This is a genomic window from Rhodopirellula islandica, assembly GCF_001027925.1.
GTDB classification, from domain to species: Bacteria; Planctomycetota; Planctomycetia; order Pirellulales; family Pirellulaceae; genus Rhodopirellula; species Rhodopirellula islandica.
Window position 1 is genome coordinate 1 of record NZ_LECT01000048.1, and the last position, 24,680, is coordinate 24,680.

Here is a 24,680-nt window from a genome sequence, read left to right on the forward strand (position 1 = left end):
CACATACCCGATGACACCTGCGTACCTGCTTAATGGTTCTTGGGCAAGGGATGTTTGGCTTCAAAACGCCTGTATTTACAACGCAAACGGCTCCCAGAAGATGTGGGGTACAAAAAGGCACTCTTGCCCGTCAGAGTTGTGGATGTCGGCCAAGAGTGGCCAACCGACAGCAACATCGACAAGCCGGTCAGCGAGGATCCAGCGGAACTGCCCCCCGCCTCGCTGACGCGTCGGGTCACCATGAACGCTCTCCCGAAAGCCAGCTCTGCCCCTGGTCTACGACGCCGTGTTCTCGCGCCAAAACGTCGCGTAAACGACCAACGCGATCGCCGCTGCCATCGCGAACCCTGCCCAGCCATGCAGTTCAACCAAGTCGTGCATCACATCGGTCGACGCGATGGGCAACATGCAGACGAACATCGTGGCGATGGTTGCCACGCCAAAGATCAACAGCGTCCGAAACGCTCCCATCTCAAACGCCGATTCGGAGGCGGGTTGTCGCCGCATCCACAAACGCGTGATCGCATAAACAGGCAGCAACACGACCACGGCTCCACTGGCCATCATGTGGAACCGCAACGTTGCACCACCGAGGTGGCCGCCCCACAAAGTTGGCAGCGCGGTCGCTACCAACGCCGCCGTGGCAATCACCAGAACCAGCAGCGACACGTTTCGAATCAGAGACAACAAAGCAAACGACTCCGGATTTCAATCAAGCAAATTTCAAATCAGAACAACAACCACCACACGCTCCCAGCACCTATTCCGTACGGGAACGAATCGCTGGAATCCAGCTCCCCAAAATCGCCAGCAACAACACGATCAGCGACGTCGCCGTCAAAACCTTGAACATCGCACGACCGCCAAACAATTGATTCCATTCCAATCGCGTCGCTTCATCCAGTCCTTGGATGCTGGCCATGCTGATCGGCTCCGCGGTCACCGGAGCGGGCCCCTTGGGTGTCACCGTGGATGTGAACACCACCCCATCGTCTGAGTGACATTCCAAACAACCGGTCGCACCCAAGGCCCAACCCGCAGGCCGAACGTTGTGAGCCATCGGCCACTGAACCATCCCCACCGCGTCTTGGTTCTCCACCTCCACCTCGGCCAGCGAACCGCCCTCTTCGCCGCGAACGAAAACCAATCCGGTCGACACATACACCGCTTGCCCGACGTCCATCGTTTTCTCGATCGCCGCCAGTGCTTCAGCAACTTTCTCGTCAAAGACTTCGCGGCCTTCCTCCGACAACTCGGCGATGAAGTCCTTGCGCACTCGAAGAGCCCGACGCGTGTTGGTGTAAACCTCCTCCGGCGGAAGCGGCGTCACCTTTCCATCGACCAACTTCCCCCAGTACGCAGGCCACATCGCACGGTGCGGCGTGACCAAACCTGTGCCGGCGGCCTTGGCGAACACGGGCCCTTGAATCGAGGGCAGTTCCGATCCGCTGCGATGCCCCTTCTCGCCCAACCCGTGAGCCAGCGAAGTCATCAAGCCCGCGGCGGCTTCGCCTGGGATCGGACCGCTGTGGCACGCCGTGCAGCTCAGTTTTTCAAAGTGGACTGGCGGCAATCCTTCGTGCTTGGGAAACGGCGAACCAAGCCGGCCAGCCCGGAAGGCAACTTCCGTCAGCGACAGTGGATCGCCGTCTTCGCTGTGTTCATCCGACACGCCCAAGTGGCAACCACGGCAACTCAACGTCGTCGCGGAAATCCCGGCGGGATGCTGTTCCCCTTCAAAACCACGAACGGTTTGGTGATCGATGCCGTTGCGATGGCAATCGACACAGTTCATCCCCGCCCGCAGGTGAACGTCTTGATCATGGTTCCAGCGAGCGTCGATGCCGGCGTCGGAAACCGTTCGCTGGCTGTGGCACTGATAGCAGGAGTTGTTCTCGGGCATGCGGACCAAGTCGAAGAACACCGTCCCATCGACGCCAAACCGTCGATCATCGTACGCAACCTTGGGAAGCTTGGCTTGCACCTTCTCGTCTTCCAGATCGACGCCGGCCTTCATGCGCGACACCGATCCCGTCACCTCACCGATCCGCAAGGCAGCGGTGGGCGCCCAAGCAAAGTTTTCCGCTTCGATCGTTTCACGCCTTCGTTCGAAGTCATACGCGCCGGACTTGGCGTGACAAGCCATGCAGTCAATCTCCAGCGATCCGGTCAGCGGCCACCGAGTCGGCTCGGCGCCTTCCGCGTCGAGTGCTTTTGCTTTCGGGTCCCAGTCCGCTGCCAGGCCTCCGCCAGGAATCCGAGCCCCAAACTGCTGTGTCATTTCATGCGTTGTGATCCCAATCTCAGTCGGACTGAATCGCCCTGCCCAATCGCGATAGGAAAGCGGCAACTGCGTTCCAGTCCGCGCGTCCGTCCAGATCCACGGCTCACCCGGACGCCCGTCCGAAGTCACCTGATCGGTCGTTGACTCAACCGAGTCCCCCTGCCCGTCCGCATCCGCCGGTGCCGCCCCCTCCGGCTCAGCGGTCGTGTCGTCTTCTCCAGCATCGCCAGCGACATTTTGTTTCTGGCGTTGGCGTTCCACTTCACTGGCGAAGGCGTTGAAGTGCCAACCGTGAGCGATCGTCTCGAAGTCGTGGCAGCGACCGCAGGTTTTTTCGACCGAATACGGCTCAGTGGAATCCGACGAGATCTTGCGATTGTTCCGGTCGTAGAGATCGATGTGGTGCAAGAACCGCTTGTCACTGTCGCTGTGCGCGTACTTGCTCGTCCCCGCCGCCTCGACCGATGGCGCAAGCGATGCGACCGTCGCCAACGCAACGAACGCCCAAGCCCCAACACGCAGGCAACCGCGATTCAATCGACTCACATTCAACCCCAAACAAAATCGCGTGAAAAAGCCCCACGCACGGAACAACACAACTTGGGCGAACCCACCCCCGCGGTCGCAGAAACTGCGACGGCAAACACCGCGGACAACAAAATGCGACACCCAGAGAACGTGGGCGAGCCCGGCACACCGAGCCCGAGAAGATAGCAAATGAAAGTCGATCTGTCCGGCTTGCCACCGCCGACAAATCTCGGCATACTGTCGCACGTCGAGGCAGCCAGCACTGATTGGCCACCCGACATCTTTCCAACGCATCCGTAGCTCAATTGGATAGAGCATCGGTCTTCGGAACCGAGGGTTGGGGGTTCGAATCCCTCCGGGTGTACTCTGAATCGCTGAATTGCGGGTTTTCTTGCAATTTGCCACGCCCGGTGTTTCTGGGGTGGAGTCGAAGAGACAAAGCGGATCAAAATCTTCGTTGCGGCCCTGTGTAGCGTTCACCACGAGTGAACCAGGGAACGCAGGTCCAGCCAAGCCATTGACGCATGTGCGTTGGATGCGTCAACCGGTTGTAGAACAGTCGCATGGCTCTGATAGATGCTACATGTCCGAAATGTGGGGGCCAAAATCGTCACCGCAGCAATGCTGCGGGCTTGGCCGTCACGTGTCAACATTGCGGCCTAAAGTACATCGCTCCCGAAAAACGTTCCGGTTGCCTTCCTGGATGCGGGGGCCTGGTCTTCGTTGTCGTGATCGGAGTCTTCCTGCTGGCAATCATCGCGGATGGATGTCCAGGTCAGGGGCACAATCGTCGCACGGCGGTCCCGCCACCGACACCGCAGACAACGGCTCGGAGCGACCTGACTGCCTGGGTACGCCAACCGTGCAACGTCCACAGTGCTCCCGACGACAAAGCCGATGTCGTTGGATACCTGACGGTTCCTACCGCCATCTCTGTGACTGACATCGGAGGAGGTTGGCTCAAGTTGAATGATGGGCCGGCACGCAACCTGAAAACCAATGCTCTTCTAACCGACGAAGAGAAGAATACAGAACTCTACGTGTGGAAAAGTTTTGTGTCCGATGAAGATCCAGCAGAATGGCTACCAGCTGATTGGGAATACAAAGAGCCAGCGATCAAACTGCCGACGCCGGTTGTTGAGGAACAGCAGACGGTATCCATGCAGTCACCCGATTGATCAGATGCCCTTTAACACCGGCCGATCCTGAATTCCCCGCTGCCTGTCGATGCGTTCTTGCTGTTTTTTTGCTCGCTCAATCCTTTCTTTTAGCCGCTTTACTCGCTCCTCAGACTCCAGTCGCGACTGCTCCCAATTCCTTGGCTTTATCTTGAGTGTTCTTCGCCACTCTGGAACAACCAGCCTTGGCAGCACGATCTCGGACTGAGGCTCGAGAGTCTCAAGTGCTGCTGAATCAATCCATTGGGTTGGTCCAAGCTGCATCGGGTGCAAGCTTGGGTGGGCGGGCAGACTACAGACAAGGCTGATCAAGAGCAGTTTGGGCAACATGACGATTCCATTCCGTTGAAGCACAGCAAAGACGGCACCTGCTAACCGTATCGAGTTCGCATATTTTGCGGAACAGCGGGTTGGCAGATGCCGCCATCCAATCGAACCGGGAACCCTGCCGGGAATTCCTCGCCAGACAGAAGGGCAAAGTTCAAAAGAGGCCAAGCCAAAAACGAGAAAACGCAGGAAAACGCGGCATAAATCGCTTTGGAACCATGCCAAAAACGGGCGGTCTACGACGTTCGAATTGTGTCGCCCCGATTTTTTCGTGATGCTGCACGGCAATCCCAGTTGGCAGTGATACGGGGACGGTCGCTTCAAACCGAAACAGCCGTTGCCCCAGCAACCGCGATATCAAGAACTCTTAAAAAACTGGTTCTTCGAGGAATTTAGTGGCCAGAGACGACGGGGTTGAGACCGAGCTTGCCGCAATAGAAGAGGATTCTCAAACGGTAGTTCTTGAACGAACGAAAGCCTCGTGCGGCGGATTTGATCGACTGGATCTTGCTATTGAATCCTTCTGAAAGAGCGTTCGTGACGTAGTGATTGAAGTAGCTCATCAGGCCTGGAAGGTGTCCCCTGAGCATTCTCGCGACCTTCTTGATCGGTTCCAAGCGATTACGCATCGCCCAACGGTACCAGCCATCAAAGAATCGCTGCCCAGCAGCCTGGCCGTTGCAGTCCCAGAAGTGTCGAAAGTTCTCCTTCAGGGCCCAGGCTCGTCCCGTGCGAAGGTCGCTCTTTTGCAGGATCTGAAGATTGATTCGCTGATCCTCACTCAGGTTCTCTTCATTGTAGAGAAGCATCTGGCGAAGCCCTGTCAGACGTTCGTCGCCCTCGCCTTTGAGTTCTCGCTGTTCTTGAAGACGCACCTTGTCGACCGCTTCGCCGAGATACTTGCTGACGTGAAATTTATCATGGACGATCTCTGCGTTGGGGGCGTTCTTTTTTCCGCTAGTCATGAACGCCGGCCACATGTCCATCGAGGCTGATTCGACTTCATTTCGCTGGCTTTCGTTGAGTGTTTGCCAGAGTTCGTCCGCCGCGGCGATGGTACGGTCTTTCGAGACATCGAGAACACGGCGATGATCAATGTCCGTCATCACGGAGACATAATCGTGCCCTTTTCCAAGACTCTTTTCATCCATCCCGACATGGTGAACCGAGTCCAGAGAACGCCGATCCAGTCCCCTTTGCACCGCACGTTCGATCAGGCAATGAACGCTATCCCAACTCAACCTGAGAAGCTCAGCGGCGCGGGAGACATTGGCCGCCGCTTGCAGAACACGGATGGCGAAAGACTCAAACATCAGCGTGAACCGAGAGTGCTTGCCGGCCCAAGGAACCGAGATGGTCTTGACTCCGCAGGTGGGGCACTTGCTTCGCGGAACCGCTGCTCGAATCTCGGTCGCGAATTGCATCGTATCCAGATGACGCCATCTTCGCTTCGGAGCTGTATCGCTTCGTGAGCAAGATGCAGAGCATTCAGGGCAGCAAAGCTTGCCACCCGAATGTTCCAGGTCGATGATGACTTGGTTGGCCGAGAGTTCGAGCTCGACGCCGACGACTTTCCAATCGTCACTGAGCCCAAGAAGTAGTCGGTAGTGCTGGTTCAGATCGTTCATCCCAACAAAGTACAGAATCAACACGCTCCACGCGATCAGCCACTAAATTCCCCGAAGAACCCATTTGGTGACACGACGCGCCATCGCTGAGGGATTGGTGACTTCCACATCCCAGGCCCCTTCAGTTTCGTTTGCCACGGCTTGGAATACTGGTCGCTGCTGTTCATCGGCTTGCGTCACTAGGTAGTTCGTTAAGAGGCTAACCGGAATCCCTAGCAGCACCGTGAGCAGGCCTGCAGCGATCGTGATGGCTGCTCCAAAAAACGCGACCCACCAAGCTGTGCGGCTTGCATCATCCATCTGAAATCTACTTGAGGAACCTAGAATAGAGTTGTCTGAGCAAATCCCGATATCGGCTAAGCAAAATTCGAAATAGAGCGATCTCGGAACAAAAAACAGAGAACCATCAATCACCGACATTGGGTAGGTTGTCGCCGTCGCATGCAGTTCTGGTCTACAGCTTGTGGTGACCGAGCAGCAGCGAGCGAGTTTGCACGAAGAAATGGCGTCCTGTCTAGCTCGTACACTTCTACCTCTACCAGGAAGTCGAAGATGCTCGCCATTTGTCACTGACTGGCTCGGGCTCTGATCCTTCATCACTGTCCCCCAGGTCCACCGTTGGGTTCGCGAAAGACATCTGAATCCCACCCGATTCATGCGGGCGAACGAGGCACACCGCAGTGGATAATTTCCCCTGAAGAGTAGCGATCCAAGTGTAAATTATTTTCGCCTTGAAGGCTGATTCCCTCTGGACCACGCTGGAGCGACCAGACTCCCTCGGGATTGTTGCTGCATCCAATAATCCAAGGGTCTCGGAGATTGCCCCACCAGCAAGATCGGGGATTGCACAAAGGTCTTCAGCTAGTCGGTTGTCATCGAACTTGCCAGCTATTCCTACACAGACTTCCCCAAGACCGAACGGGCACATTCGAGTTAGCATCGAGTCAATGACGTTGACTGCGTGAGTCGTTTGCTCATCATTGGCAACGATCGCATCATCATCGGTTAGCCACATCACGTCCTGCCCAACGGCGCCAAGACCGCTAACCAGCAAGGCACCGAACGTAGCTATACGAATCAGCTTTGCATGAACAAGTTCTGTTGAAGGTGTTTCAAACGGAAACTGATATCCCAGATCAGTCTTCTCAATATCCTTGTCGATCGCCACAGAAAGGAGGATGCCATTGATATCCGAAGTCGCAGACAAGAAGGGCACGAGCGCGCGTTGTCTCGATGCGTCATGTAGCTTCTTAAACGCATGCCGTCTTCCATCAGCGAGGTGTTGGTCCCGTATGGCAGTGCGATCCGCATCCCAGTTGCCCATGCAGTCAGACATTCCACAGAGAAGCAAGCTGACTACTTGATACTTTGCGTCAGAGTGCTCACCCGAGTAATCTCCCGCCAAAACGAGCTGCTGTTCACCACTCAAGTCTGGAAACCGGATCTCCCCTCGCTCCTCTCCTTCACGCATCAAGGCACCGAACTGCAACTGCAACGCATCTGTAGCGTCCGCAGGGACATTCCATCTGGACATCCTGTTTGTCTCGTATTTTGAGTAAACGCAATGCAACCGTTGATGTTGCCGGATAAGAGTCCAGATTAGCATATCGGTTTTCGGGCCGGCCCCCGGCTATCCGGCGTCCCGTGAGTGCCCTGATCAGCGCCACCAGCTGGCTCTTGTTGCTGCCGTACAGATCCCGGAGCAACTCGTGTCCAGCCTCCCGTCCAGCTTCGGGGCTACGTCGCTCGTGCTTTGCATGCAAGATACATGGATCGTGACTGGCCTCACACATGTGGCCTTTCACGAGCATTCGATTCTGGTCATCCTCCTAGCTCGACGGAATCACCTGAATCTCCGACGGATAGATGTCGTGGGGAAGGATGGAGACAAAGCCCTTTGACACCGTGTAAGCAGGTCGGCAGGAATGATCGGGCATAATCTTGTGAGCCGTTTGGGCGTTAGGCTGGGCTGCGAAATGTTTGATGTTGGCGTTCGGATAGCGAATGCAATTTTTCTTCCGGCTCGCTGTCTTTCTTCATCCCGGTAGGGATGTCAGATGGTAGCCGGGGGTTGCTGCGTAGCAGCGTACCCCCGGAAACCGAGCGTCCCCAAAAACACTCTCCATCCCGCCGTGGCCATCGGCCACGGCGGGATGGAGAGTGGCGGCGTGGGCTACAGGTCCGTCGGTGGCGCGATCGCTTACCGACGGCTACCATCTGACATCCCTACCGGGATGAAAACTTGCGCAAACGAATGCGTTCCGTCACACCAAATATTTCGCAGCCCAGCGTCAGCCCCGGTTTTGCGTGGGAACCGTGGCGAACGCCAAACGGCTCACTTGCCCGATGACACCTGCGTAACTGCTTCGTTTCCAATGAACCCTGAAACGTCATTCCTCGTGTTGAGGTCTCGGATCAGAAGGAGTTGAAACGAAAGAGTCCAAGCAAAGCTCGCAAACCGAAGCCTTCGGTGGGTAACAGCTCAGGGGATCGTCAAAGGCCAGGAGGGTCGGCAGAACTCTTGCCGGGTCCGTGAGTCCCCGGTTTGCGTCGACTCACTGAGTGTCCCTCTTGGGATAGCGGCCAACCAGCGAACGGGGTCGGGTCTGAACTCTTGGCGAGTCCAGCGACGGGATTTCCGATCGCGATCGAACTTGTCCGCTTTGATCCATTACTTCGCTGGATAGATGACCTTCCAGTCCTGCTTCATGTCCACCACCGTCCAGCCTTTCTGCTCGGCATCATCGAGGGCTTTGTCGAGTTGGCCGATGTGCGATTCGCGATCGTATGCCCATTCTCGGTCCGCGTCGGTGTGATGCACGATCAAACCGAAACTCGGTGAACGACCGATCGTTGTGTACTGAAGCATCGCCCAGTCGCCGTCGGAGTTGCCGGCCGCGAAAATGGGCCGACGGCCGATGTGCGTATGGATGCCAATTGGCTTGCCTTCTTTGTCGTCGATGAAGTCAATTTCGGGCAAGCGAACGATCACCGGTTTGCCATCGCGAACCTCATATCGCGACTGGATGCTGCTGCCGACAACCTGTTCCGGCGGGATGCCGTAGGTCGCTTCCGTCCATGGCCGCATGAACTCGATGCCGCCGCCCGAAACGATGAAGGTTTTGAAATCGTTGGCTCGCAAGTACGCGAGCAATTCCAACATCGGCTGATAAACCATTTCCTTGTACAGACGCCCGGTCTGGGGATGCTTCGCGGTGGAGATCCACTCGGTGACAATCTGCTCAAACTCGTCCGCCGTCATGCCCGCGTGCGTGGCGGCAACGATCTCGATCAATGACTTTTTGCCACCAGCCATGACCGCTTTCAGGTCACCTTCCAACACACCCTGAAACGGTTGTTTGGTATTCCACTCGGGGTGATCCGGTGCCATTGCTTTGACCCGGTCGAGTGCGAACGCAAGTTGGAAGTAGTACGGCTGTTCGCTCCACAGCGTGCCGTCGTTGTCAAACGTCGCGACCCGTTCATCCGCGGGGACGAAGTCTGGCGAACCTGGTTGGGTGACCTTCTCGACGAAAGCCACAATCGACTGCTTGGTTGCTGTCTCGTTCCACGAGGGAAGTGGATCGTCCGCCGCCGCGGTCAGCGAACCGGTCAGCATTGCCGCGCCAGACGCGACGAGGAAGGCACAGAAGTTGAGTCTCATGATTTCGTTTTCAGTAAGAGAAGAGTCGAGATGAGCGAAACGTTACGAAAGAGGAGTGCGCATGAAAAAAGGCGTGGCGAGAATTCATCCCCGCCACGCCTCGCAAAAGTGATCAGTCTTGCAGCTCTTTCAAATCGATGCCTTTCTTCTTCAGCAGCGATTTGATTTCGTCGACCTTGCGGAACCGCTCGATCGTCATGGGGCCGGTGTACGTTTCACTTTGAAGCTTACGCGGTGGATTTTTCTCATAGGTTTGCATCAACTCGCTGGTCGCTTTGTTGAACAGAACCATCGTCCAGGTTTTTTCGGTGAAGCTGTTCATGAACAAGTCATAACGCTCCTGGGGGTCTTGCCATAGATCATAGACCGCGGGGACGGTGGCTGCATACTTCTGCGGTCCACGCCATCCCAATTCGGCCCCGGGGGCGTCGCTGCCGGCCTGGGCACCGTTGTCACCACGTTGGTTGAAGACGGCCTTCCATTTGCCGAAACGAATCGCATCGGGTGAGAGGTCCGATTCGGTGAAGTAGTACCACTTGTTGCGAGTCCACTCGTCTGCCTTGCCGGTCAGAAGCGGTGTCATGTCCTGGCTATCGAAGACGATCGGTTCGCCTTCGCGGTCTTGTTTGGGCAGTTCAATTCCAGCGACCGAAGCGAACGTGGCGAGCATATCGAGGCCACCGACGATTTCGTGCGAGTCCGTGTCAGGTTTGATCTTGCCAGGCCACCAAGCGATCGCCGGGACACGGTGTCCGCCTTCGCGAGCGGTTCCTTTGCTGCCGCGAAATGGTGTGTATCCAGCGTCGGGGTGCACGTCTTGCCACGCACCATTGTCGACGGTGTAGAACACCAACGTGTTGTCATCGATGCCGAGTTCACGGATCTTGTCCATGATCTTGCCGATGTTGTCGTCCAGCTCAACGACGCAGTCACCGTACTTGCTCTTGGCAGGCGACTTCAGTTCGTAGCCTTCGGCGGGAAGGTTCGGTTGGTGGTTCTTGGCGAAGTTGATGCTCATCAGGAACGGCTTGTCTTCCTTGGCAAACTTCTCGAGATACTCGATCGATGCCTTCGTGGTCATCACATCGATTTCGGCAATGTTGTCGTCGGTGACCTTGGCCACTTCGCGAGCTGGTTTGCCGGCTTCGCCGTCGAGGATCCCAGTGGTGATCTTTGCGAACGCTTCGCGAAGCTCCGGTTCCATCGATGGGTTGAACGATTCCAGCGGGTACGTGTAGGCGTTCAGGTGATACAGGAATGCGTTCCGCATCACGTCAAAACCGTGAGCGGTTGGCATCGCGTAGTCGTCTTCACCCAAGTGCCACTTGCCGGCGAAGAAGGTGTTGTAGCCGGCCTTCTTCAGGATCGATGCGTAGGTCCATTCCGCGGCCGGCAAACCACCGCCTTGGCCTTGGAAGGCGACCGTCGTCATGCCGCTGCGGTTCGGGTAGCGACCCGTGATCATCGCGGCTCGGCCAGCCGTGCAACTCGCTTGGCCGTAGAACGACCAGAACTGCATGCCTTCATCGGCCAACCGGTCCAAGTTGGGCGTTGGCATCCCGCGGCCGGCACCTCCGCCATAGCAACCGAGGTCGCCGTACCCGGTGTCGTCTGAAATCAGCACGACAATGTTGGGTTGGTCAGCGGCTCGAACCGTTGTCACGGTTGCCACCAATCCGAAAAGAGCGAGTAGCGCCGCCTGAGTCAACGCCATCGTGTTTTTACCTTTAGACACTCCAGTTCTCCCGAACAGTCAATTAAGAAAAGTTTCGTTCCTTCAGTGAGATCAACCGGTTCCGTCCGGCAATGTATGGTGGTCACGCACGCTCAATCGCGTTGTGAATGGAATCGAGAAGCACTTCGGCATCGATCGGTTTGCGGAGCACGTCAAACGCCCCCGCCTGCATCGCCGCATGTCGCGACAAGTGATCTTCTTGGGAAGTCAGGAAAACCGTTGGAATGAACCGCTCGCCATCGAGCAGCATCTGTTGCAACTGCAACCCCGTTGTCCCGCCGAGTCGCATGTCCAATAGCAAGCAATCTGGTTTTTCTGAACTCGCCGCGTCCAAGAATTCATCCGCCGACGCAAACGTTTCCACGCTGTAACCACTCGTTTGCAACAAACGGCGCAAGGCAGTGCGGATTGACTCATCGTTGTCAATCACGGCAATGGTCGCGCGATGTTGCATCGATTGGTAAGTCCGCCCCGGATCATTCGGCCGATCACAAGACCGCGTCCGTCAAGGAAGCGTTCCGAACCGGATAGAACTACGACGGTGAATACGGTAGCGACACTTACCTGCCGGCAATATCATCCTTTGGGATGATTCGCATCATCCTTTCGATGAGGCCTGCGTTGACTTCTCGACCATCCGAGCCAACTCGGCGATCGAAGAGGCTGCCATCTTTTCCATGACGTTTCGACGATGGCTTTTGACCGTCGGCTGAGAGATAACGAGGCGGCTGGCGATCTGTTTATTGGGCAATCCTTCAACGACCAATGTCAAGACTTCGCGTTCACGTGGTGTCAATGATTCCAGGCGTGTTCGGATTCGCCCCAGTTCGCCGTTGCCACGTCGTGCCAAGATGTTTTGGTCGATCGCCTGTCCCACCGCGTCGAGCAATTTTTGATCGTCGACGGGTTTGGGCAAAAAATCAGTGGCACCCGCCTTCATCGCCCGGACAGACATCGGAATGTCACCGTGGGCGCTCATGAAAACGATCGGCAGGTCCTCTTGGGTCTCCTTCAAACGTTCTTGCATGTCCAACCCGCTCAGTCCCGGCATGCGGACGTCGAGCAACAAGCAACCGGCGACGTCAGCACGCTGGTGATCGAGAAAATCACGAGCCGAGCCGAACAGTTCCACGCGCAGCCCGACTGACTTCAGCAAACGTGCCTTGGCAGTTCGGACGGACTCATCGTCGTCAACGATGTAAACGGTGGCGTGGGGGTCGGACATGCCGCCATCTTAATCGTCACGCGTCGGCTCGCGAACACCCTCGGGATGCGACCGTTTGACGAGTCGCATCGGTTGAAAATCCATTGGCTGCCGATGCGAGTGCACATCGGTGCATCAGTCTGTTGTGTTGCAAACGCCCGGCAGTTGGACGTGAAAGGTGACCCCCCGCGTCGGGTTCTGCGTGACCCAAATCCGACCCTGATGCGATTCCACGATGGACTGGCTGATCGACAACCCCATGCCGATCCCTCCGGTCCGCGTTGTGAAGAATGGATGAAAAACCTGCTGCAACGATTCGTCATCAAGCCCAATCCCTTGGTCGCACACGCGGAGGGTAACCGATCCGCCCTCGACGCTCGTCCGCACGGTCACCTGCTTGGCGTCCGGTGGCGTTCCCGTCATCGCTTGGGCTGCGTTGATCAATAGATTGAGGATCAATTGCTGCAGCCCGACCTTGTCTCCTTCGACGCGTGGCAGTCCGTTGTCGAGGTCCTGTTTGATTGTGATGCCGCGGCTGATTGAGTCCGGGGCGACCAGCTCGAGCACGTCCTGAACGATCTCATTCAGATCGACGAGTTCACGAGTGGGGTGTTCTTTTTTGGCGAGCGAACGGACATGGTTCAGAATGCCGGCGGCACGATTCCCGTCCCCTGCGATGTCCTTCAGAGCCGCGGCGACTTCGTCGGTATCAGGCGGTGTCTGTTGCAGCAGTCGGATTGCGGCTTGCGCGTTGCTGACGATCGCGGACAAGGGTTGGTTCACCTCATGAGCGATGGACGTGGACAGTTCGCCGACGGTCGCAACGCGATTCACCCTCGCCAATTCATCTCGCTGTCGGCGGCTGGTCTCTTGGCTGGCCAACTGCAACTGTTCCGCTTTGCGCCGACGACGGATTTGAATCAACAACACTGCGATCAGTGCTGCCTGCAGCAAGATCAACGTGATCGCCGCGAGGATCCGTCCGGGGTAACGCTCCCACGCGGTCAACTCACGAAACGCAACGACGCTGCCCTCGGGAACACGCGATTGGTTCAGCCCCCAGTGTCGCAGTTGACGCCAATCGAGATGGTTCAGAGCGGGCGTCTGCGAAACGTCTGGCACTGCCTCTTGGTTCCCATCCAAAATCTGCAACGCTAGCTTCGCAGTGCTGTTCGCCAAACCCTCGAACGTCGCAAAGTGGCCACCAACAATCCCTCGTCCGTGATACGTGTTGTAAATGCCGTACAGAGGCGAAGGAGAAACCGCCGACAATTGTTCGACAACGTCAGGCGAAAAGAAATGCTCTCCCTCGCCGTCTTGCATGCAAAGCAGAAACAGAACGATGGCATCACGAGGCAACACCTGGACACGGCGGATCAACTCGTCCATCGGCAAACCACTCAGATACGTCACCTCGAATCGTTGATCGTATCCCGATTCTCGCAATTGCTCGGCCGTGGAGACCTGCCAATTCAGGTCCAATTGAGAAGCACCGGTGATGACAAACAATTGCTTTGCCTTTGGCTGCAACCCGATCGCCAGATCCAACGTGGGCATCAATTCCAAACGGATCGGAATGCCGGGGATCTCATTCAAACGAGGATCGCTCGCAATCCGCTCCTGCCCCACGCACGTGGAAATCAGAGGCACGTCGGCAAACAACGAATCGCGACTCTCGACCAAAAAGTCCAACGCTTCTGAGCCGCCCGCGACGACGAGATCAACCTTTCGGTCCGCGTACTTCTCCTTGAGCAGCGAGCGTGTCCGTTCCAGGTTTTCCTTGCCCGGGAAACGTGCGATATCCAGATACTCGTTGTAGACGTCCACGCGATACTGACCGCTGACCTGAAGCCTGTCTCGCAGCACCCGATCAACGATCTCGTTCGCAGGCAGAACGTCGCCGTAAGAGTAGACGACGATGACGTTCCGCGTCTTCGCATCGTCCGCTTCGCTCGCGATAGCCGGAACGAATTGGTAGAACGCCAACGCCAACGCGGTCAGCGCTAACGCGTTTCGATCGCGACAACCAATCCGAGTTCTCAATCCAAACATGCAATCAAATCGAAACAAACGTGTTCAACTCCGTCGTCATCCGAGGCAAAATGCTTCCCAAGAAAACCAGTTGCGAAGCAGGTTGGCAGGAATGATCGAGCACAACCAGGTGAGCCGTTTGGGCGTTGGCCCCGGTTGTATGTGGGAGAAACAACGCTCGCCACAACCTTTTCCATGCCGAACGACTCCTGCCGACCGGCTTCAGCTTAGTTCCTAGCGGTCTGTCAGGATTTGTTTTTAGGGTAGTGGACGAGGCCACGAGTCCTGAACTGGCGTCAAATCCAAGGACTCGTGGCCTCGTCCACTACGATCAACCCTCACTTTTGGCTGTGACAGACCTCTAGTCGGCCAACAAGTCAATCGTCGTCCCGTCAGCGGTGGTGGCATCCATTCTGCTGTAGTCCCAGCTTCCATCGGCTTTGGTTCCGATCACATGAACCGTCGCTGATCCGTTTGGTCCGCTCACCGAATAGTTCAAATTCGCGTCGCCGTCATCATTCTTGAGTTGGATGTTTCCTTGGACCAGTGCCGAAGGCTCGATCGGTTCTCCGATCACGGACTGCAATTCCACCTTGGATTGGGCTTTGGTGAGAGATTCGGTGTACGGTTCACTCGATTTGATCATCGCGAAGACACCGAAGACCCCGGTTCCAATCAAGCCGCCGCAAACCAACAAGGCGACCAGGCAACCTCCACCCAAGCCAAGCAGGATACAGCCTGTGTTGGACCTCTTGGGTTCGGTGTACGCAGGTTGGGGTTGGAAAGGATCGGAGACTGGCGTTTGAGACATCGGTCGACTGCAAAGAGGACGAGGATACGGGCTGGCAGAATGATAGGTTGATCCATTGTCCCATCGGGGCGCGCAAAAGCAAAAGGAACGACGACCTTCCCTCCACCAACCCGAACCAGTCCCGAAGGGGAGACGCAACCACCCGGCCGGACATTAAAAAGGGGACGGGGGTCAATTAACTTGATGCGTCGCTTTTGCCCCCGTCCCCTTTTCATGGTCGCTTGAAGTTGTTCGGCAAGGTTTGTTTTGATCGAACTCTCAACCGATCGATGCGACATCCATCCTACGATCGCAATCACAATGGCGGTCAGCACTGGCCCAAGCCACATCCGCTTCGGCGTGAGCAGATTGGTGGTCAGCGCCGCCCCGGTCAGCGATCGCAACCTCGAAATACGGGACTGGTTTGCAGAGGAATCTTGGCTCATAAGGGAATCACGGTTGTCAAAACAAAAAGGAATAAATCAGAACCAGTGTTAGCAGGATCGGATAGACAAACCGCGATCGCGGTCGATCCGTTCGGCTACGATCCCCACGGAAACAACTTGTTATCCAACTTGGACAGTTGTTGTTTTAAAATCTCCAGCACCTCACTTGTTGAGCTTTCACCTACCGCAGCCAATTCATCGGTGCGCTCGAATTCGGATAGATCAAACGCTGTGACATCAGGTTCAATGATAAAATCGGCAGGCTGAACTCCGACGGAGTTCATGTTGAAGTTTTGCACCATGCTGGCTCGCATCAGCACGTTCAAGACCGAAAGCGAAGTCCGTGTCTTGCCCGGTTGATCAGCACAAATCCCAGCGAACTCAGCTTCTAACTTCGCCGTTACGCTTGAGGCGATCACAAAATTGCATCCTTTATCGACCAAGACGTCTGCCGGAATGTTGTTGACGATACCGCCATCGATCAAGGCCTCGCCATCGCCCACGATTGGCACCGAAAAACCCGGAATGTTGATGCTTTCGAGGATACATCGTACCGCATCGCCCACTTCTCGGACGACCGGCCTACCGCGAACCAAATCGACGGTCACGGTACAAATCGGAAGCGGCAATTGTTCCAGCCGCGTGTCGCCGAGATACTTGCGCAGCATGGGAGCGAATTGGCCTCTTCTGTATTTGACTAACAAGTACCAATAACTACCGCCTGGCAAACATCGAAAGTACCACGGCAGACGCAGGTCTTTCTTGAAACTTTCGATGGTGTAGTCGACGCTCATGCCAGACGAGTAGAGGACACCTGTCATTGCACCGGCGCTTGTGCCCGCCATCATGTCGACATAGATGCCGTTGTCTTCAAGCACTTTCAATACGCCCAGATGAGCCATGCCACGGGCGGCTCCACCGCCAAGAGCGATTCCGATTTGAATCCCGCGAAGATGGTGAACGATCCGTTCCACTCCCGATGGAAGTAGTCCTCCCTGATTCGGTGCTGCTTTCGCAAATGAGATTTTGAAATCGCGTTCAACGAGATCGGCGACTTCGGGGAAATAGGGCGGAATCGTCGTGTCGTCGTCGAGCAACCAAACCAAGCAGATTTTTTCACGCCAACCGGCGACCAGCGATTGCAATGACTTGATAATTTTCAGCGCGGCGTGAGCGTCACTGGGTTGGACACACCACAACACGCGGTCCGCGACGCTCATCAAGCGAACCAGTTGTAATTGCTCATGTTGGGCATCCAGGTCGATAAAGATGCGACCGATATCCGACCACTCATCCAGCTGCGTTTGACGCTCGTGTTCGCCAATCAATTTCCCATCAACAAACAGCAAGCGAAACGGAACGTCTTCGACGGGATGCCATTCCGGGTCATCGCCCAAGACACACAGCGTTTCATCCAACTGTTTGAGTCGCTTTAGTAACGCGGGCGTTAGCTGACGACAGGCGGGAGATTGATGAACGATGCTCACCCGCTTGGGTTGCGGTTTGGTTCGGTCCACCATCACGATCTGACGAGCGATGTTGCCAGCCAGCCGATAGAGGTTCATCTGCAGGTCAGTGTGTGTGCTCGCGAGTTTCGCAAGTGCTGCAATGCCTAGCCGGATTCCTGTGGTTGGCTCGGTCGCGACCACATTGGTGCTTGCTTGGTCGGGCTGTGCGATCGAAAGCAAGCCGAACGCAGTACCTCGGGTCAATTCGCGTTCGAGGACGCAGTTTCCGAACCGATCCATGACGGAGGCAAGCAGGCGTCCATCGACGACAAAGAAAACGGAGGTCAATGTCTGATCGGCGAGATGAACGATGTCACCTTCTTTCAAATGGACATACTCGCCCACCGCCGCAATGTCAGCGATGGCTGAATCACTTAAACGCTGGCACCAGGGCAATCGCTTCAGTTCGACAATGATCCGTTCATCGAACGCTCCCTCGCTATCGTTCTGCATTCATGATTCCCCTGGTTACTTTCGCGTGGATACCTGCAAGACAAATTCGCCAAACACGCTAGCTTCCGCGTCGGTATCAGCAGTCGGCACCTTCTTGCGAATGCAAGTCCCGAAATTCGTTGCTCGCGTATTTCCTGTTTCGATCTCGGTGTCTTTTCGTGACCGCGGCTTCCATCCGCAGTAGGTTCGGAACTCGCTGCGGTTAGAAGCCACAGCCACGTTAGTACTTCGAACTGCCTATCGCACTTGCTCAATCATGCTCATCGGGAACGTTTGGTCGAAGTAGGCTTGCTCGGGGCCATAGAGCCTCAGGTAGACGAAGAAGGACTGGCCTATGTTGGTCTGGACCCAATTCACTTCTTTGCCCTCGGGCGCCGTTGGACCGAAGTGCAGATCCACCGATCCGTCGTCGTTCTTGATCAGACCTTCCGTGCGGGAAGAACGGTCCGACCGTTTGATTTCGTTGCGGATGATCAATCGATTCTCGATGTCATAGACGGTCACCGACCAGAAGTTGGCTGCCGGAGGATTGGGGCCGACGTGGAGCTTGTAGTGGTTGCCTCCCATCAATGCATTGCCGTCGGCATCGTAGTAACTGCCCAGATAGGCTGAGCCTTCGCCTGCCACTCGCGAGACCATACCGGCCGACGTGGTGGTCGCCTCGAAACCGTAGGATGCCCGCTCGTTGAATTGGGAGTACGTCGGCAGATCAATTTTCGGATTCATCCCGGCCATCGCGTCTTCAAAACCGGAATCCTTGCCATAGAGTGCTGTCGGGAACATCTCCCTGTTTTTGTTGAAGGAGATCGCTTGCGACATGGCCATGCCAACGTCCAGACCTTGCTGCAGAATCTCTTTCTGCTGAGCAGTCGGCTTGAACGGTTTTCCTTTTTCGATTCCGAGGTCCTTCAGCCACGCATAGAAGAAGCGGTCGCGATCCGCCATCGGTTCACGCTGAACATAGGTGTTCACCAGTTCCCAGAACCGCATGTCGCGCGGCTGGGTATTCAGCGCGACCTTGTCGCCCGATTTGGGTTCATACTTGACGAACTTCGTTTCCGGCGGATTGTCGGCGTCCGACAATTCATAGGCCTTCACGGCTGTCCGAAGTTTCTTGGCCTCATCCCCAGTGCCGAGCGCACGGTAGAAGTAGACCACTCGGAAGGTGTCGGATTGGATGATTTTTCCATCGAAGTTCTTGGGGTAGTTCTGTCCCGGCCCAACCAGCAACAGTTTTCCCGGCTTGCCATTAATCTCGTGGATGGGCTGCATCCACGCGTTATCGACCACGCCGTAGATCGCCCCGGGCGGCAGGTCAACGACCACAGGCCCGGTCTTCGACAGGTCCGACATTGCGATCGTGTAAGGGGTGGTCACGTTCGCGGTCATGTAGGGATAGACGCCGTCATAACCGTCATAGAGGCCAAAGACAATGTCGGTATCAGACAGATCCAACCCGTTGGAGGTCTCAAAATTGCTGTGCAGGGCCGGATAAAGCGTTTCGAAATTCATCATCGGCATCGCCCACGTCACCAGTTGAGTGGCCCGCTGCTGAAGAAGCCGGCGATGCAAAAGCTCCGCCGTCTCTTTGGTAATGGTCTGGCCTTGGAATTCAAGTTTGCCCAGATAGCTTTCTTGAACCGCTTGAGCCAAAGCACTCGGCGGCACGGTGGTGCAGGCGATAACTGCAACAAGAGCAACGATGAATCGTGTTGGGTTTTTCATGGTTCTTCTTTCTTAGTAGTTCGTTCGGTGTTTGTACTTGCTTGTGAGGGGGCGGTGGTTGGTTTCCTACCCATCGTGGCTGTGGCTTCCAGCCGCAGTATCTCAAATTCATTCCAAACTGGGGCTGGAAGCCCCAGCCACGATTATTCCACCAGTTCGTCCTCGCTCGGTCGCCAGGTCATCAACCGAAGTCCGGTCCCAGCCAACTCGGTTGGAACAGGTGCACAAGGGGCATGCTCCATGCCCCTCATGCATCGTTCAAACTTTCTACTTCTTCTTCGCCGGGATGCTAATCGTGACGTCGTTCACCCGTCCGGTGAACTCCGAGTCCTCAACATCCTTAAAGACCTTGTCAGCCACTGGCGTCGATTCATCGATGCCGACATCGGCTGTTTCATCGGCGGAGTAAAGCGCGGGCTGCGTCTTGTCGACCCGGCCTTCGGCGACTTTCTCGCCATCCACAAAGAGAGTGGCCTGGCCTCCTTTGCCGGTTCCGCCGCCCTCATAGTCAAAGACCAATTTGATCTCGGCCTTGTCTTTATCAATCGCTTTGGTCGATGCGACGGTGTAACTCTTCAATCCAAACCAGTTGTAGGTGTACGCAGGCTTGCCTTGATCCATGTACAAAGCCCAGCCTCCGAACTTGCCGCCCTGGCAAAGAATCACACCTCGGTCACTCCCTTTTAGATCCACATTGGCAACGATCGTTTTCGACGTGTTCTTCTCGTTGAGAAAGGTGTTCTCCAGGATCCCCGTCATACCCTGGCCGAGGGTCAGGCTGGTTCTGTCACCCATCAGGTCTGGACGGCCAGCGATGGCAGCGTTGAAGCGTTCGTAAGACCGGTCATCCAGCGGGTAGACACTGTTGGCAATGGCCTCCTTCTTGAACAGTTCCTGCATCTCTTTCAGTTTGTCAGGATGCATGTCAGCCAGATTGTTCGTCAGGCTAAAGTCTTCTTCCGCATTGAAGAGTTCCCACACGTCGTTTTGCAAAGTGTGAATGGGATCATTTTCCCATGGCACACGGTGTACGACACGCGCCAGCCAGCCTTCGTGATAGATCGCGCGGTTGGCAAAAATCTCGAAGTACTGGGTCGTGTGTCGATCTTTGGCGTTTGCATCATCCGTTGCATACAACATGCTCACTCCAGAGAGTGGCTTCTGCTTGACGCCATTGACCATCGTTGGCTGTGGCAGTTTCGCCGCTTCCAGGACAGTCGCTGCCACATCGTTGACATGGTGCCACTGCGAACGAATTTCACCTTTTGCTTTGATCCCTTTCGGCCAGTGCATGACCATCCCGTTGCGAGTGCCACCATAGTCGGCGGCCATTTGCTTGGTCCAGGTAAACGGTGCGTCCGTAGCTACGGCCCACGCCGCTGAAAAGTGCGGGAACGAATTCGGGCCACCCCAGTCGTCGGCGCGAGCCAACATGCTTTCGGTGGTTTCCGCATCAAAAATGCCGTTCAGGTGAACCAGTTCGTTGTAGGTTCCTTCCAGGCCGCCTTCGCCACTGGAGCCGTTGTCACCCATGATGTAGATGAACAGCGTGTTGTCCAATGCTCCAATATCGTCAATCGCATCGGCCAGCCGCCCGACTTCGTTGTCGGTGTGCTCGGCGAAGCCGGCGAACGCCTCCATTTGCAGAGCAAATAGTTCACGTTCCTTGTCGCTTAGCTTTTCCCAATCCTTGATGTCCGTTGGCATGGGAGCGAGCTTGGTGTTTTCTGGAATGATGCCCATGGCTTTTTGACGAGCAAACGTCTCTTCGCGGTACTTGAGCCAGCCAGAATCGAATTTCCCGTCGTACTTTTCGATCCACTCTTTGGGTGCGTGGTGCGGAGCGTGTGTGGCTCCCGGTGCGTAGTAAATGAAGAACGGTTTTTCGGGAGTCATGGCCTGTTGAAACTTCATCCAATTGATGGCTTCATTAGTCATGTCCGTCGTAAAGTGATAATCGGGATCGTCCTTCTTTGCGACTTTCGTGACGCCGTCAAAAATCACGGGGTCCCACTGGTTGGTTTCGCCGCCAATGAAGCCATAGAACTTGTCAAAACCAGAGTGCGTTGGCCAGCGGAAATAGGGTCCGGAAACCGAAACTTCCCACGTCGGTGTTTCGTGCCACTTGCCGAATGCGGATGTGCTATAGCCGTTGTGACGCAGAGTCTCTGCAAAGTATTTCGCGTCGTTCGATCGTTCGCCCTGGTTGCCAGGAAATCCGGTGGCAATTTCCATCACACAACCGACGTTGACCTCGTGATGATTCCGACCGGAAAGCAACGAGGCTCGTGTGGGCGAACATAGAGCGGTCGTGTGGAAATGGTTGAAACGCAATCCGTTTTTTGCCAGGCGATCAAAGGTCGGTGTTTCGATGGCTCCACCAAACGTACTAGTTGCGCCAAAGCCAATGTCATCAATCATGACGATAACGACGTTGGGAGCGCCTTCGGGTGGTTTGATCTGGAACACTGGAGGCTTGGTGGCGTCTCGGGCGTCCAGCACCTCAATCGGTGCGTATGTCGGTGGCTGTATAGGCAGAACCGTTCTGTCCATTTTGTACTGGGCTCCGTCTTGCGCCATGGCAGACTGGTTGTTGCAAACCAGCAGCGCCGCGACGGCAAGGAATGGAATAAGAGTTTTCATTTTCATCGTGTTAGTACCCTGTGATAAAGTGTCATTCTGCATTGTTGCGCCTTGCGTAAAGAATGTTTGTCAATTCCTACTCCATCAGATGTGGCTGTGGCTTCCAGCCGCAGTGTTTTTTTCTGAACTGGGGCTGGAAGCCCCAGCCACGACTCCTTCACAGTTCGATCTCACCCGGTTGGTTAATCGTTTGAAAACATGGTCTTCCAATCCGTCTTCATGTTGACGACGTTCCATCCTTGTGCCTTCGCTGCCTTGAGCGAAGCGTTGTCTTTTTCCGCGTAGGCGAATTCGCGGTTGTCATCATCGTGATTGACGAGCAATTGGAATGAAGGCAGAGTGTTGCTGTGGCAATACGTCAACATGCCGATGTCGCCACCGCTGCGAACGTTTCCGCCTGCAAGGATCGGTTTGCGACCAATGTGCAAATCAATTCCCGTGGGCTTGGTCGCCTTGTCATTGAAGAACAGGTGGTCTGCCGTCTTGAACAGTTGCCATTGGCCATCGACCTGTTTGAACTCATTTCGGCCGTTAGTCCCGATCACGTTTTCCGGAACAATCCCATAGGTTTCTTCCGAGATGACTCGCATGAAATCGATTCCGCCGCCGGAACAGATATAAGTCTTGAACCCATTGGCACGCAGGTAAGCCAGCAACTCGACCATCGGTGCGTAGGCGAGCTGTGTGTAAGCCACGTCGAATTTCGAGTGTTTGGCGGTCGCAAAAAACTCTTTGACGTGACGGTCAAACTCTTCCACCGACATACCGGCATGGGACGTTTCGATCACTTTCAGAAATTCATGTCCGCCGCTTGCCAGATCGTCAACGAGATTTTGCACATCGCCGGCAAGCACAGATTGATACGGTTCCAGTTCCTTCCATTCGGGATGATCGCCTGCCATCGCCTTGATGCGATGTATCGCGAATTCAAACTGCACTACCGGTTGTTCGCACCATAAGGTTCCGTCGTTATCGAAGGTCGCGATCCGCTGTTCAGGCGGGACAAACTTCGGGCCACCCTCTTTGGTGACATCCTGCACGAACTGAAGAATCGCCGCTTTGGTCGGTCCGTCATTCCATGATCCCAGCGGATCCGCTTGCTGTGTACTAATGACGCTGCTGGCCAGCGGCTGCTCCTGGGCCATTGTCGATACTGCGAGCATCAGAGTCAGGCCGATACCCATCATTGCTTGTTGAATCATCTTTATCTCGCTTTCATTGTTTGTTGTTTCGTGCCATATGTGGCTGTCGCTTCTAGCCGCAGCGCTCGGTCAAGTGAATGATGTTCGAATACATGATGTGACTTCCTTTCTAATGGATTGAGACGGTACGCCTTCTGGCCTGCCGAAAGTCGGATTCGTTCTCTTCGTTTGGCTACTGCTCCTACTTCTGCTCGGGCGGCTGCTCGAACAGGGCCACCATTCGGGCCGCTAGCTCTGCCTGCAGCTCGTCCGCCTTCACCAGTTGCTCTGTGGTAAGCGTTTCGCTCAAGTCGGCGCGAACGTTCCTCCACTGTCGATCCATGCCGCGTTTCATGCTCTCACGGGCAGCCGCCAAGCCCACGCTCAGGGCCTCGTCCAGGATCTCTCCAGTCGTCTCGACATCCTGACGAAGGACGGGCTGGATCTTGGCCGTTTGCTCGGGGGTCGCCTTCAGCCGGATCGCCATCTGGTTGATGCCGATATTGATGGTGCCCTCGACCATGTCGCCCCGCGTCTTCTGTAAGAATCCCTTCACTTCCTGGCCGGCGGTGTCGAGTTGCTTGCCCACCGCGGCCATCAGTTTGTCCAGCGCGGCAGCCTGCGGCTTCTTTGGCACCGACTCCTGTGCGCTAACCGCGCTGGTCATCATGGCAATACCCACGGCAAGTCCGATGATTTGTAAATTCTTCATGGTGTCTCCTTAAGACGATCTGTGGTTAACGATTTTGCTGCCGCCTTGCCTGTCAGCACACTGTTTACTCTTCCTGTTATTCTTCTGGCCTCTGTGAGGAGGGTGCGTCGTCACTCGGGAACAGTCCTAGCCTCTGTTTCAACTCGCGGTCGAAGCTGGCGCCGACGGCCGCGAGCGGGTTGGACAATTTCTCGTAGATCCGCTCCGCCTCCCGTTCGATCTCTACCACCTCGCCCTTGATCCGCTCGGCTTCTCGTTCGACTTCCATCAGCACCAGGATGCCGATGACGAGCGATATTGCCATCACGGATGAGATGCTGAGGACGCAGTATTTGATGATCTCTACCGATCTCGCCATGCGGTTCATGGCGGCTTCTGTCTCCTGCTCCTTGCGGGCGACCGCGGCTTCCTCCTCGCGTTTCTTATCAAGTTCGCGCTGCTCCCTCGCTTGCTGCTCGCGCTCCAGCAGCTGGACCACGGCCTCACGAAGTTGCGTGTCTGTCATCGGGGTTTCTGTCATCTGAGGCTCACTGGTTGTGGTCTTTCTTGTGGGTTTCTTGCCTGTCGTTGTGGCCATCACCGCCGCCTTCTCTGTGGGTTTCAGTGTTCGAAAACGAAGCTAGCCACGGGTGCTTGTTCATTG

At 55.8% G+C, this 24,680-nt stretch carries 19 protein-coding genes and 1 tRNA gene; 2 read left to right on the forward strand and 18 right to left on the reverse strand.

What is annotated here, in order from left to right:
* Positions 1-276: 276 nt before the first annotated feature.
* Both RISK_RS24240 and RISK_RS24245 read right to left on the reverse strand, forming a co-directional pair.
* Positions 277-690, reverse strand: coding sequence for a hypothetical protein (locus tag RISK_RS24240; RefSeq protein ID WP_047816919.1), 414 nt, complete (start codon positions 688-690; stop codon positions 277-279).
* Between the two features lie 70 nt (positions 691-760).
* Positions 761-2,821, reverse strand: coding sequence for a hypothetical protein (locus tag RISK_RS24245; protein ID WP_150122694.1), 2,061 nt, complete (start codon positions 2,819-2,821; stop codon positions 761-763).
* A 281-nt stretch (positions 2,822-3,102) separates the two neighbouring features.
* Between RISK_RS24245 and RISK_RS24250 the strand changes: the two genes are divergently transcribed.
* Positions 3,103-3,176: transfer RNA gene (locus tag RISK_RS24250), tRNA-Arg, on the forward strand.
* Positions 3,177-3,444: 268 nt separating this feature from the next.
* Positions 3,445-3,990 (forward strand): hypothetical protein, encoded by a 546-nt coding sequence (locus RISK_RS24255; RefSeq protein ID WP_150122695.1) that lies wholly within the window; start codon positions 3,445-3,447, stop codon positions 3,988-3,990.
* On the opposite strand, the gene RISK_RS24260 is transcribed toward RISK_RS24255, so the two are convergent.
* The 16 genes from RISK_RS24260 to RISK_RS24335 all read right to left on the reverse strand — a co-directional run bounded on the left by RISK_RS24260 (position 3,991) and on the right by RISK_RS24335 (position 24,542).
* Positions 3,991-4,320, reverse strand: a complete 330-nt coding sequence (locus RISK_RS24260) for a hypothetical protein (RefSeq protein WP_047816921.1) — start codon at positions 4,318-4,320, stop codon at positions 3,991-3,993.
* Positions 4,321-4,709: 389 nt separating this feature from the next.
* Positions 4,710-5,969, reverse strand: coding sequence for an ISL3 family transposase (locus RISK_RS24265; RefSeq protein ID WP_201778962.1), 1,260 nt, complete (start codon positions 5,967-5,969; stop codon positions 4,710-4,712).
* Positions 5,970-5,987: 18 nt separating this feature from the next.
* Positions 5,988-6,365 carry a hypothetical protein gene (locus RISK_RS24270; protein ID WP_150122696.1) on the reverse strand — a complete coding sequence of 126 codons (378 nt, stop codon included), beginning with the start codon at positions 6,363-6,365 and terminating at the stop codon, positions 5,988-5,990.
* A gap of 115 nt (positions 6,366-6,480) precedes the next feature.
* Positions 6,481-7,479 (reverse strand): hypothetical protein, encoded by a 999-nt coding sequence (locus RISK_RS24275; RefSeq protein WP_047816924.1) that lies wholly within the window; start codon positions 7,477-7,479, stop codon positions 6,481-6,483.
* 1,137 nt (positions 7,480-8,616) lie between these two features.
* Positions 8,617-9,609, reverse strand: a complete 993-nt coding sequence (locus RISK_RS24280; RefSeq protein WP_047816925.1) for an HAD family hydrolase — start codon at positions 9,607-9,609, stop codon at positions 8,617-8,619.
* A gap of 112 nt (positions 9,610-9,721) precedes the next feature.
* Entirely contained in the window at positions 9,722-11,344 is a 1,623-nt protein-coding gene (locus tag RISK_RS24285; protein ID WP_236696653.1) for an arylsulfatase, read from the reverse strand.
* A gap of 82 nt (positions 11,345-11,426) precedes the next feature.
* Positions 11,427-11,798, reverse strand: a complete 372-nt coding sequence (locus RISK_RS24290; RefSeq protein ID WP_008681283.1) for a response regulator transcription factor — start codon at positions 11,796-11,798, stop codon at positions 11,427-11,429.
* A gap of 144 nt (positions 11,799-11,942) precedes the next feature.
* Positions 11,943-12,569 carry a response regulator transcription factor gene (locus RISK_RS24295; protein WP_047816927.1) on the reverse strand — a complete coding sequence of 209 codons (627 nt, stop codon included), beginning with the start codon at positions 12,567-12,569 and terminating at the stop codon, positions 11,943-11,945.
* A 114-nt stretch (positions 12,570-12,683) separates the two neighbouring features.
* Positions 12,684-14,600: a sensor histidine kinase gene (locus RISK_RS24300; protein WP_047816928.1), complete on the reverse strand. Its 1,917-nt coding sequence runs from the start codon at positions 14,598-14,600 to the stop codon at positions 12,684-12,686.
* A gap of 340 nt (positions 14,601-14,940) precedes the next feature.
* Positions 14,941-15,390, reverse strand: coding sequence for a cytochrome c oxidase assembly factor Coa1 family protein (locus RISK_RS24305; protein WP_236696654.1), 450 nt, complete (start codon positions 15,388-15,390; stop codon positions 14,941-14,943).
* Between the two features lie 520 nt (positions 15,391-15,910).
* Positions 15,911-17,776, reverse strand: a complete 1,866-nt coding sequence (locus tag RISK_RS24310) for a cyclic nucleotide-binding and patatin-like phospholipase domain-containing protein (RefSeq protein ID WP_047816929.1) — start codon at positions 17,774-17,776, stop codon at positions 15,911-15,913.
* Positions 17,777-18,013: 237 nt separating this feature from the next.
* The gene (locus tag RISK_RS24315) at positions 18,014-19,501 is read right to left on the reverse strand and encodes a DUF1214 domain-containing protein (RefSeq protein WP_053061290.1); all 1,488 of its coding nucleotides are present in this window, start codon (positions 19,499-19,501) and stop codon (positions 18,014-18,016) included.
* Positions 19,502-19,768: 267 nt separating this feature from the next.
* Positions 19,769-22,144 (reverse strand): arylsulfatase, encoded by a 2,376-nt coding sequence (locus tag RISK_RS24320; protein ID WP_047817037.1) that lies wholly within the window; start codon positions 22,142-22,144, stop codon positions 19,769-19,771.
* Between the two features lie 182 nt (positions 22,145-22,326).
* Positions 22,327-23,346 (reverse strand): HAD family hydrolase, encoded by a 1,020-nt coding sequence (locus RISK_RS24325; RefSeq protein WP_236696655.1) that lies wholly within the window; start codon positions 23,344-23,346, stop codon positions 22,327-22,329.
* Between the two features lie 181 nt (positions 23,347-23,527).
* Positions 23,528-24,037 (reverse strand): hypothetical protein, encoded by a 510-nt coding sequence (locus RISK_RS24330; RefSeq protein ID WP_047816930.1) that lies wholly within the window; start codon positions 24,035-24,037, stop codon positions 23,528-23,530.
* A 76-nt stretch (positions 24,038-24,113) separates the two neighbouring features.
* Positions 24,114-24,542, reverse strand: a complete 429-nt coding sequence (locus RISK_RS24335) for a hypothetical protein (RefSeq protein ID WP_150122697.1) — start codon at positions 24,540-24,542, stop codon at positions 24,114-24,116.
* Positions 24,543-24,680 lie beyond the last annotated feature (138 nt).

Excerpts from the sequence above, each read along its gene's own strand:
- RISK_RS24295 (WP_047816927.1), bottom strand. The coding sequence starts at position 12,569 with ATGTCCGACCCCCACGCCACCGTTTACATCGTTGACGACGATGAGTCC.
- RISK_RS24280 (WP_047816925.1), bottom strand. The coding sequence starts at position 9,609 with ATGAGACTCAACTTCTGTGCCTTCCTCGTCGCGTCTGGCGCGGCAATG.
- RISK_RS24310 (WP_047816929.1), bottom strand. The coding sequence starts at position 17,776 with ATGCAGAACGATAGCGAGGGAGCGTTCGATGAACGGATCATTGTCGAA.
- RISK_RS24320 (WP_047817037.1), bottom strand. The coding sequence starts at position 22,144 with ATGAAAACTCTTATTCCATTCCTTGCCGTCGCGGCGCTGCTGGTTTGC.
- RISK_RS24335 (WP_150122697.1), bottom strand. The coding sequence starts at position 24,542 with ATGACAGACACGCAACTTCGTGAGGCCGTGGTCCAGCTGCTGGAGCGC.
- RISK_RS24275 (WP_047816924.1), bottom strand. The coding sequence starts at position 7,479 with ATGTCCAGATGGAATGTCCCTGCGGACGCTACAGATGCGTTGCAGTTG.
- RISK_RS24270 (WP_150122696.1), bottom strand. The coding sequence starts at position 6,365 with ATGTCGGTGATTGATGGTTCTCTGTTTTTTGTTCCGAGATCGCTCTAT.
- RISK_RS24260 (WP_047816921.1), bottom strand. The coding sequence starts at position 4,320 with ATGTTGCCCAAACTGCTCTTGATCAGCCTTGTCTGTAGTCTGCCCGCC.
- RISK_RS24330 (WP_047816930.1), bottom strand. The coding sequence starts at position 24,037 with ATGAAGAATTTACAAATCATCGGACTTGCCGTGGGTATTGCCATGATG.
- RISK_RS24325 (WP_236696655.1), bottom strand. The coding sequence starts at position 23,346 with ATGATTCAACAAGCAATGATGGGTATCGGCCTGACTCTGATGCTCGCA.
- RISK_RS24305 (WP_236696654.1), bottom strand. The coding sequence starts at position 15,390 with ATGTCTCAAACGCCAGTCTCCGATCCTTTCCAACCCCAACCTGCGTAC.
- RISK_RS24290 (WP_008681283.1), bottom strand. The coding sequence starts at position 11,798 with ATGCAACATCGCGCGACCATTGCCGTGATTGACAACGATGAGTCAATC.
- RISK_RS24300 (WP_047816928.1), bottom strand. The coding sequence starts at position 14,600 with ATGTTTGGATTGAGAACTCGGATTGGTTGTCGCGATCGAAACGCGTTA.
- RISK_RS24315 (WP_053061290.1), bottom strand. The coding sequence starts at position 19,501 with ATGAAAAACCCAACACGATTCATCGTTGCTCTTGTTGCAGTTATCGCC.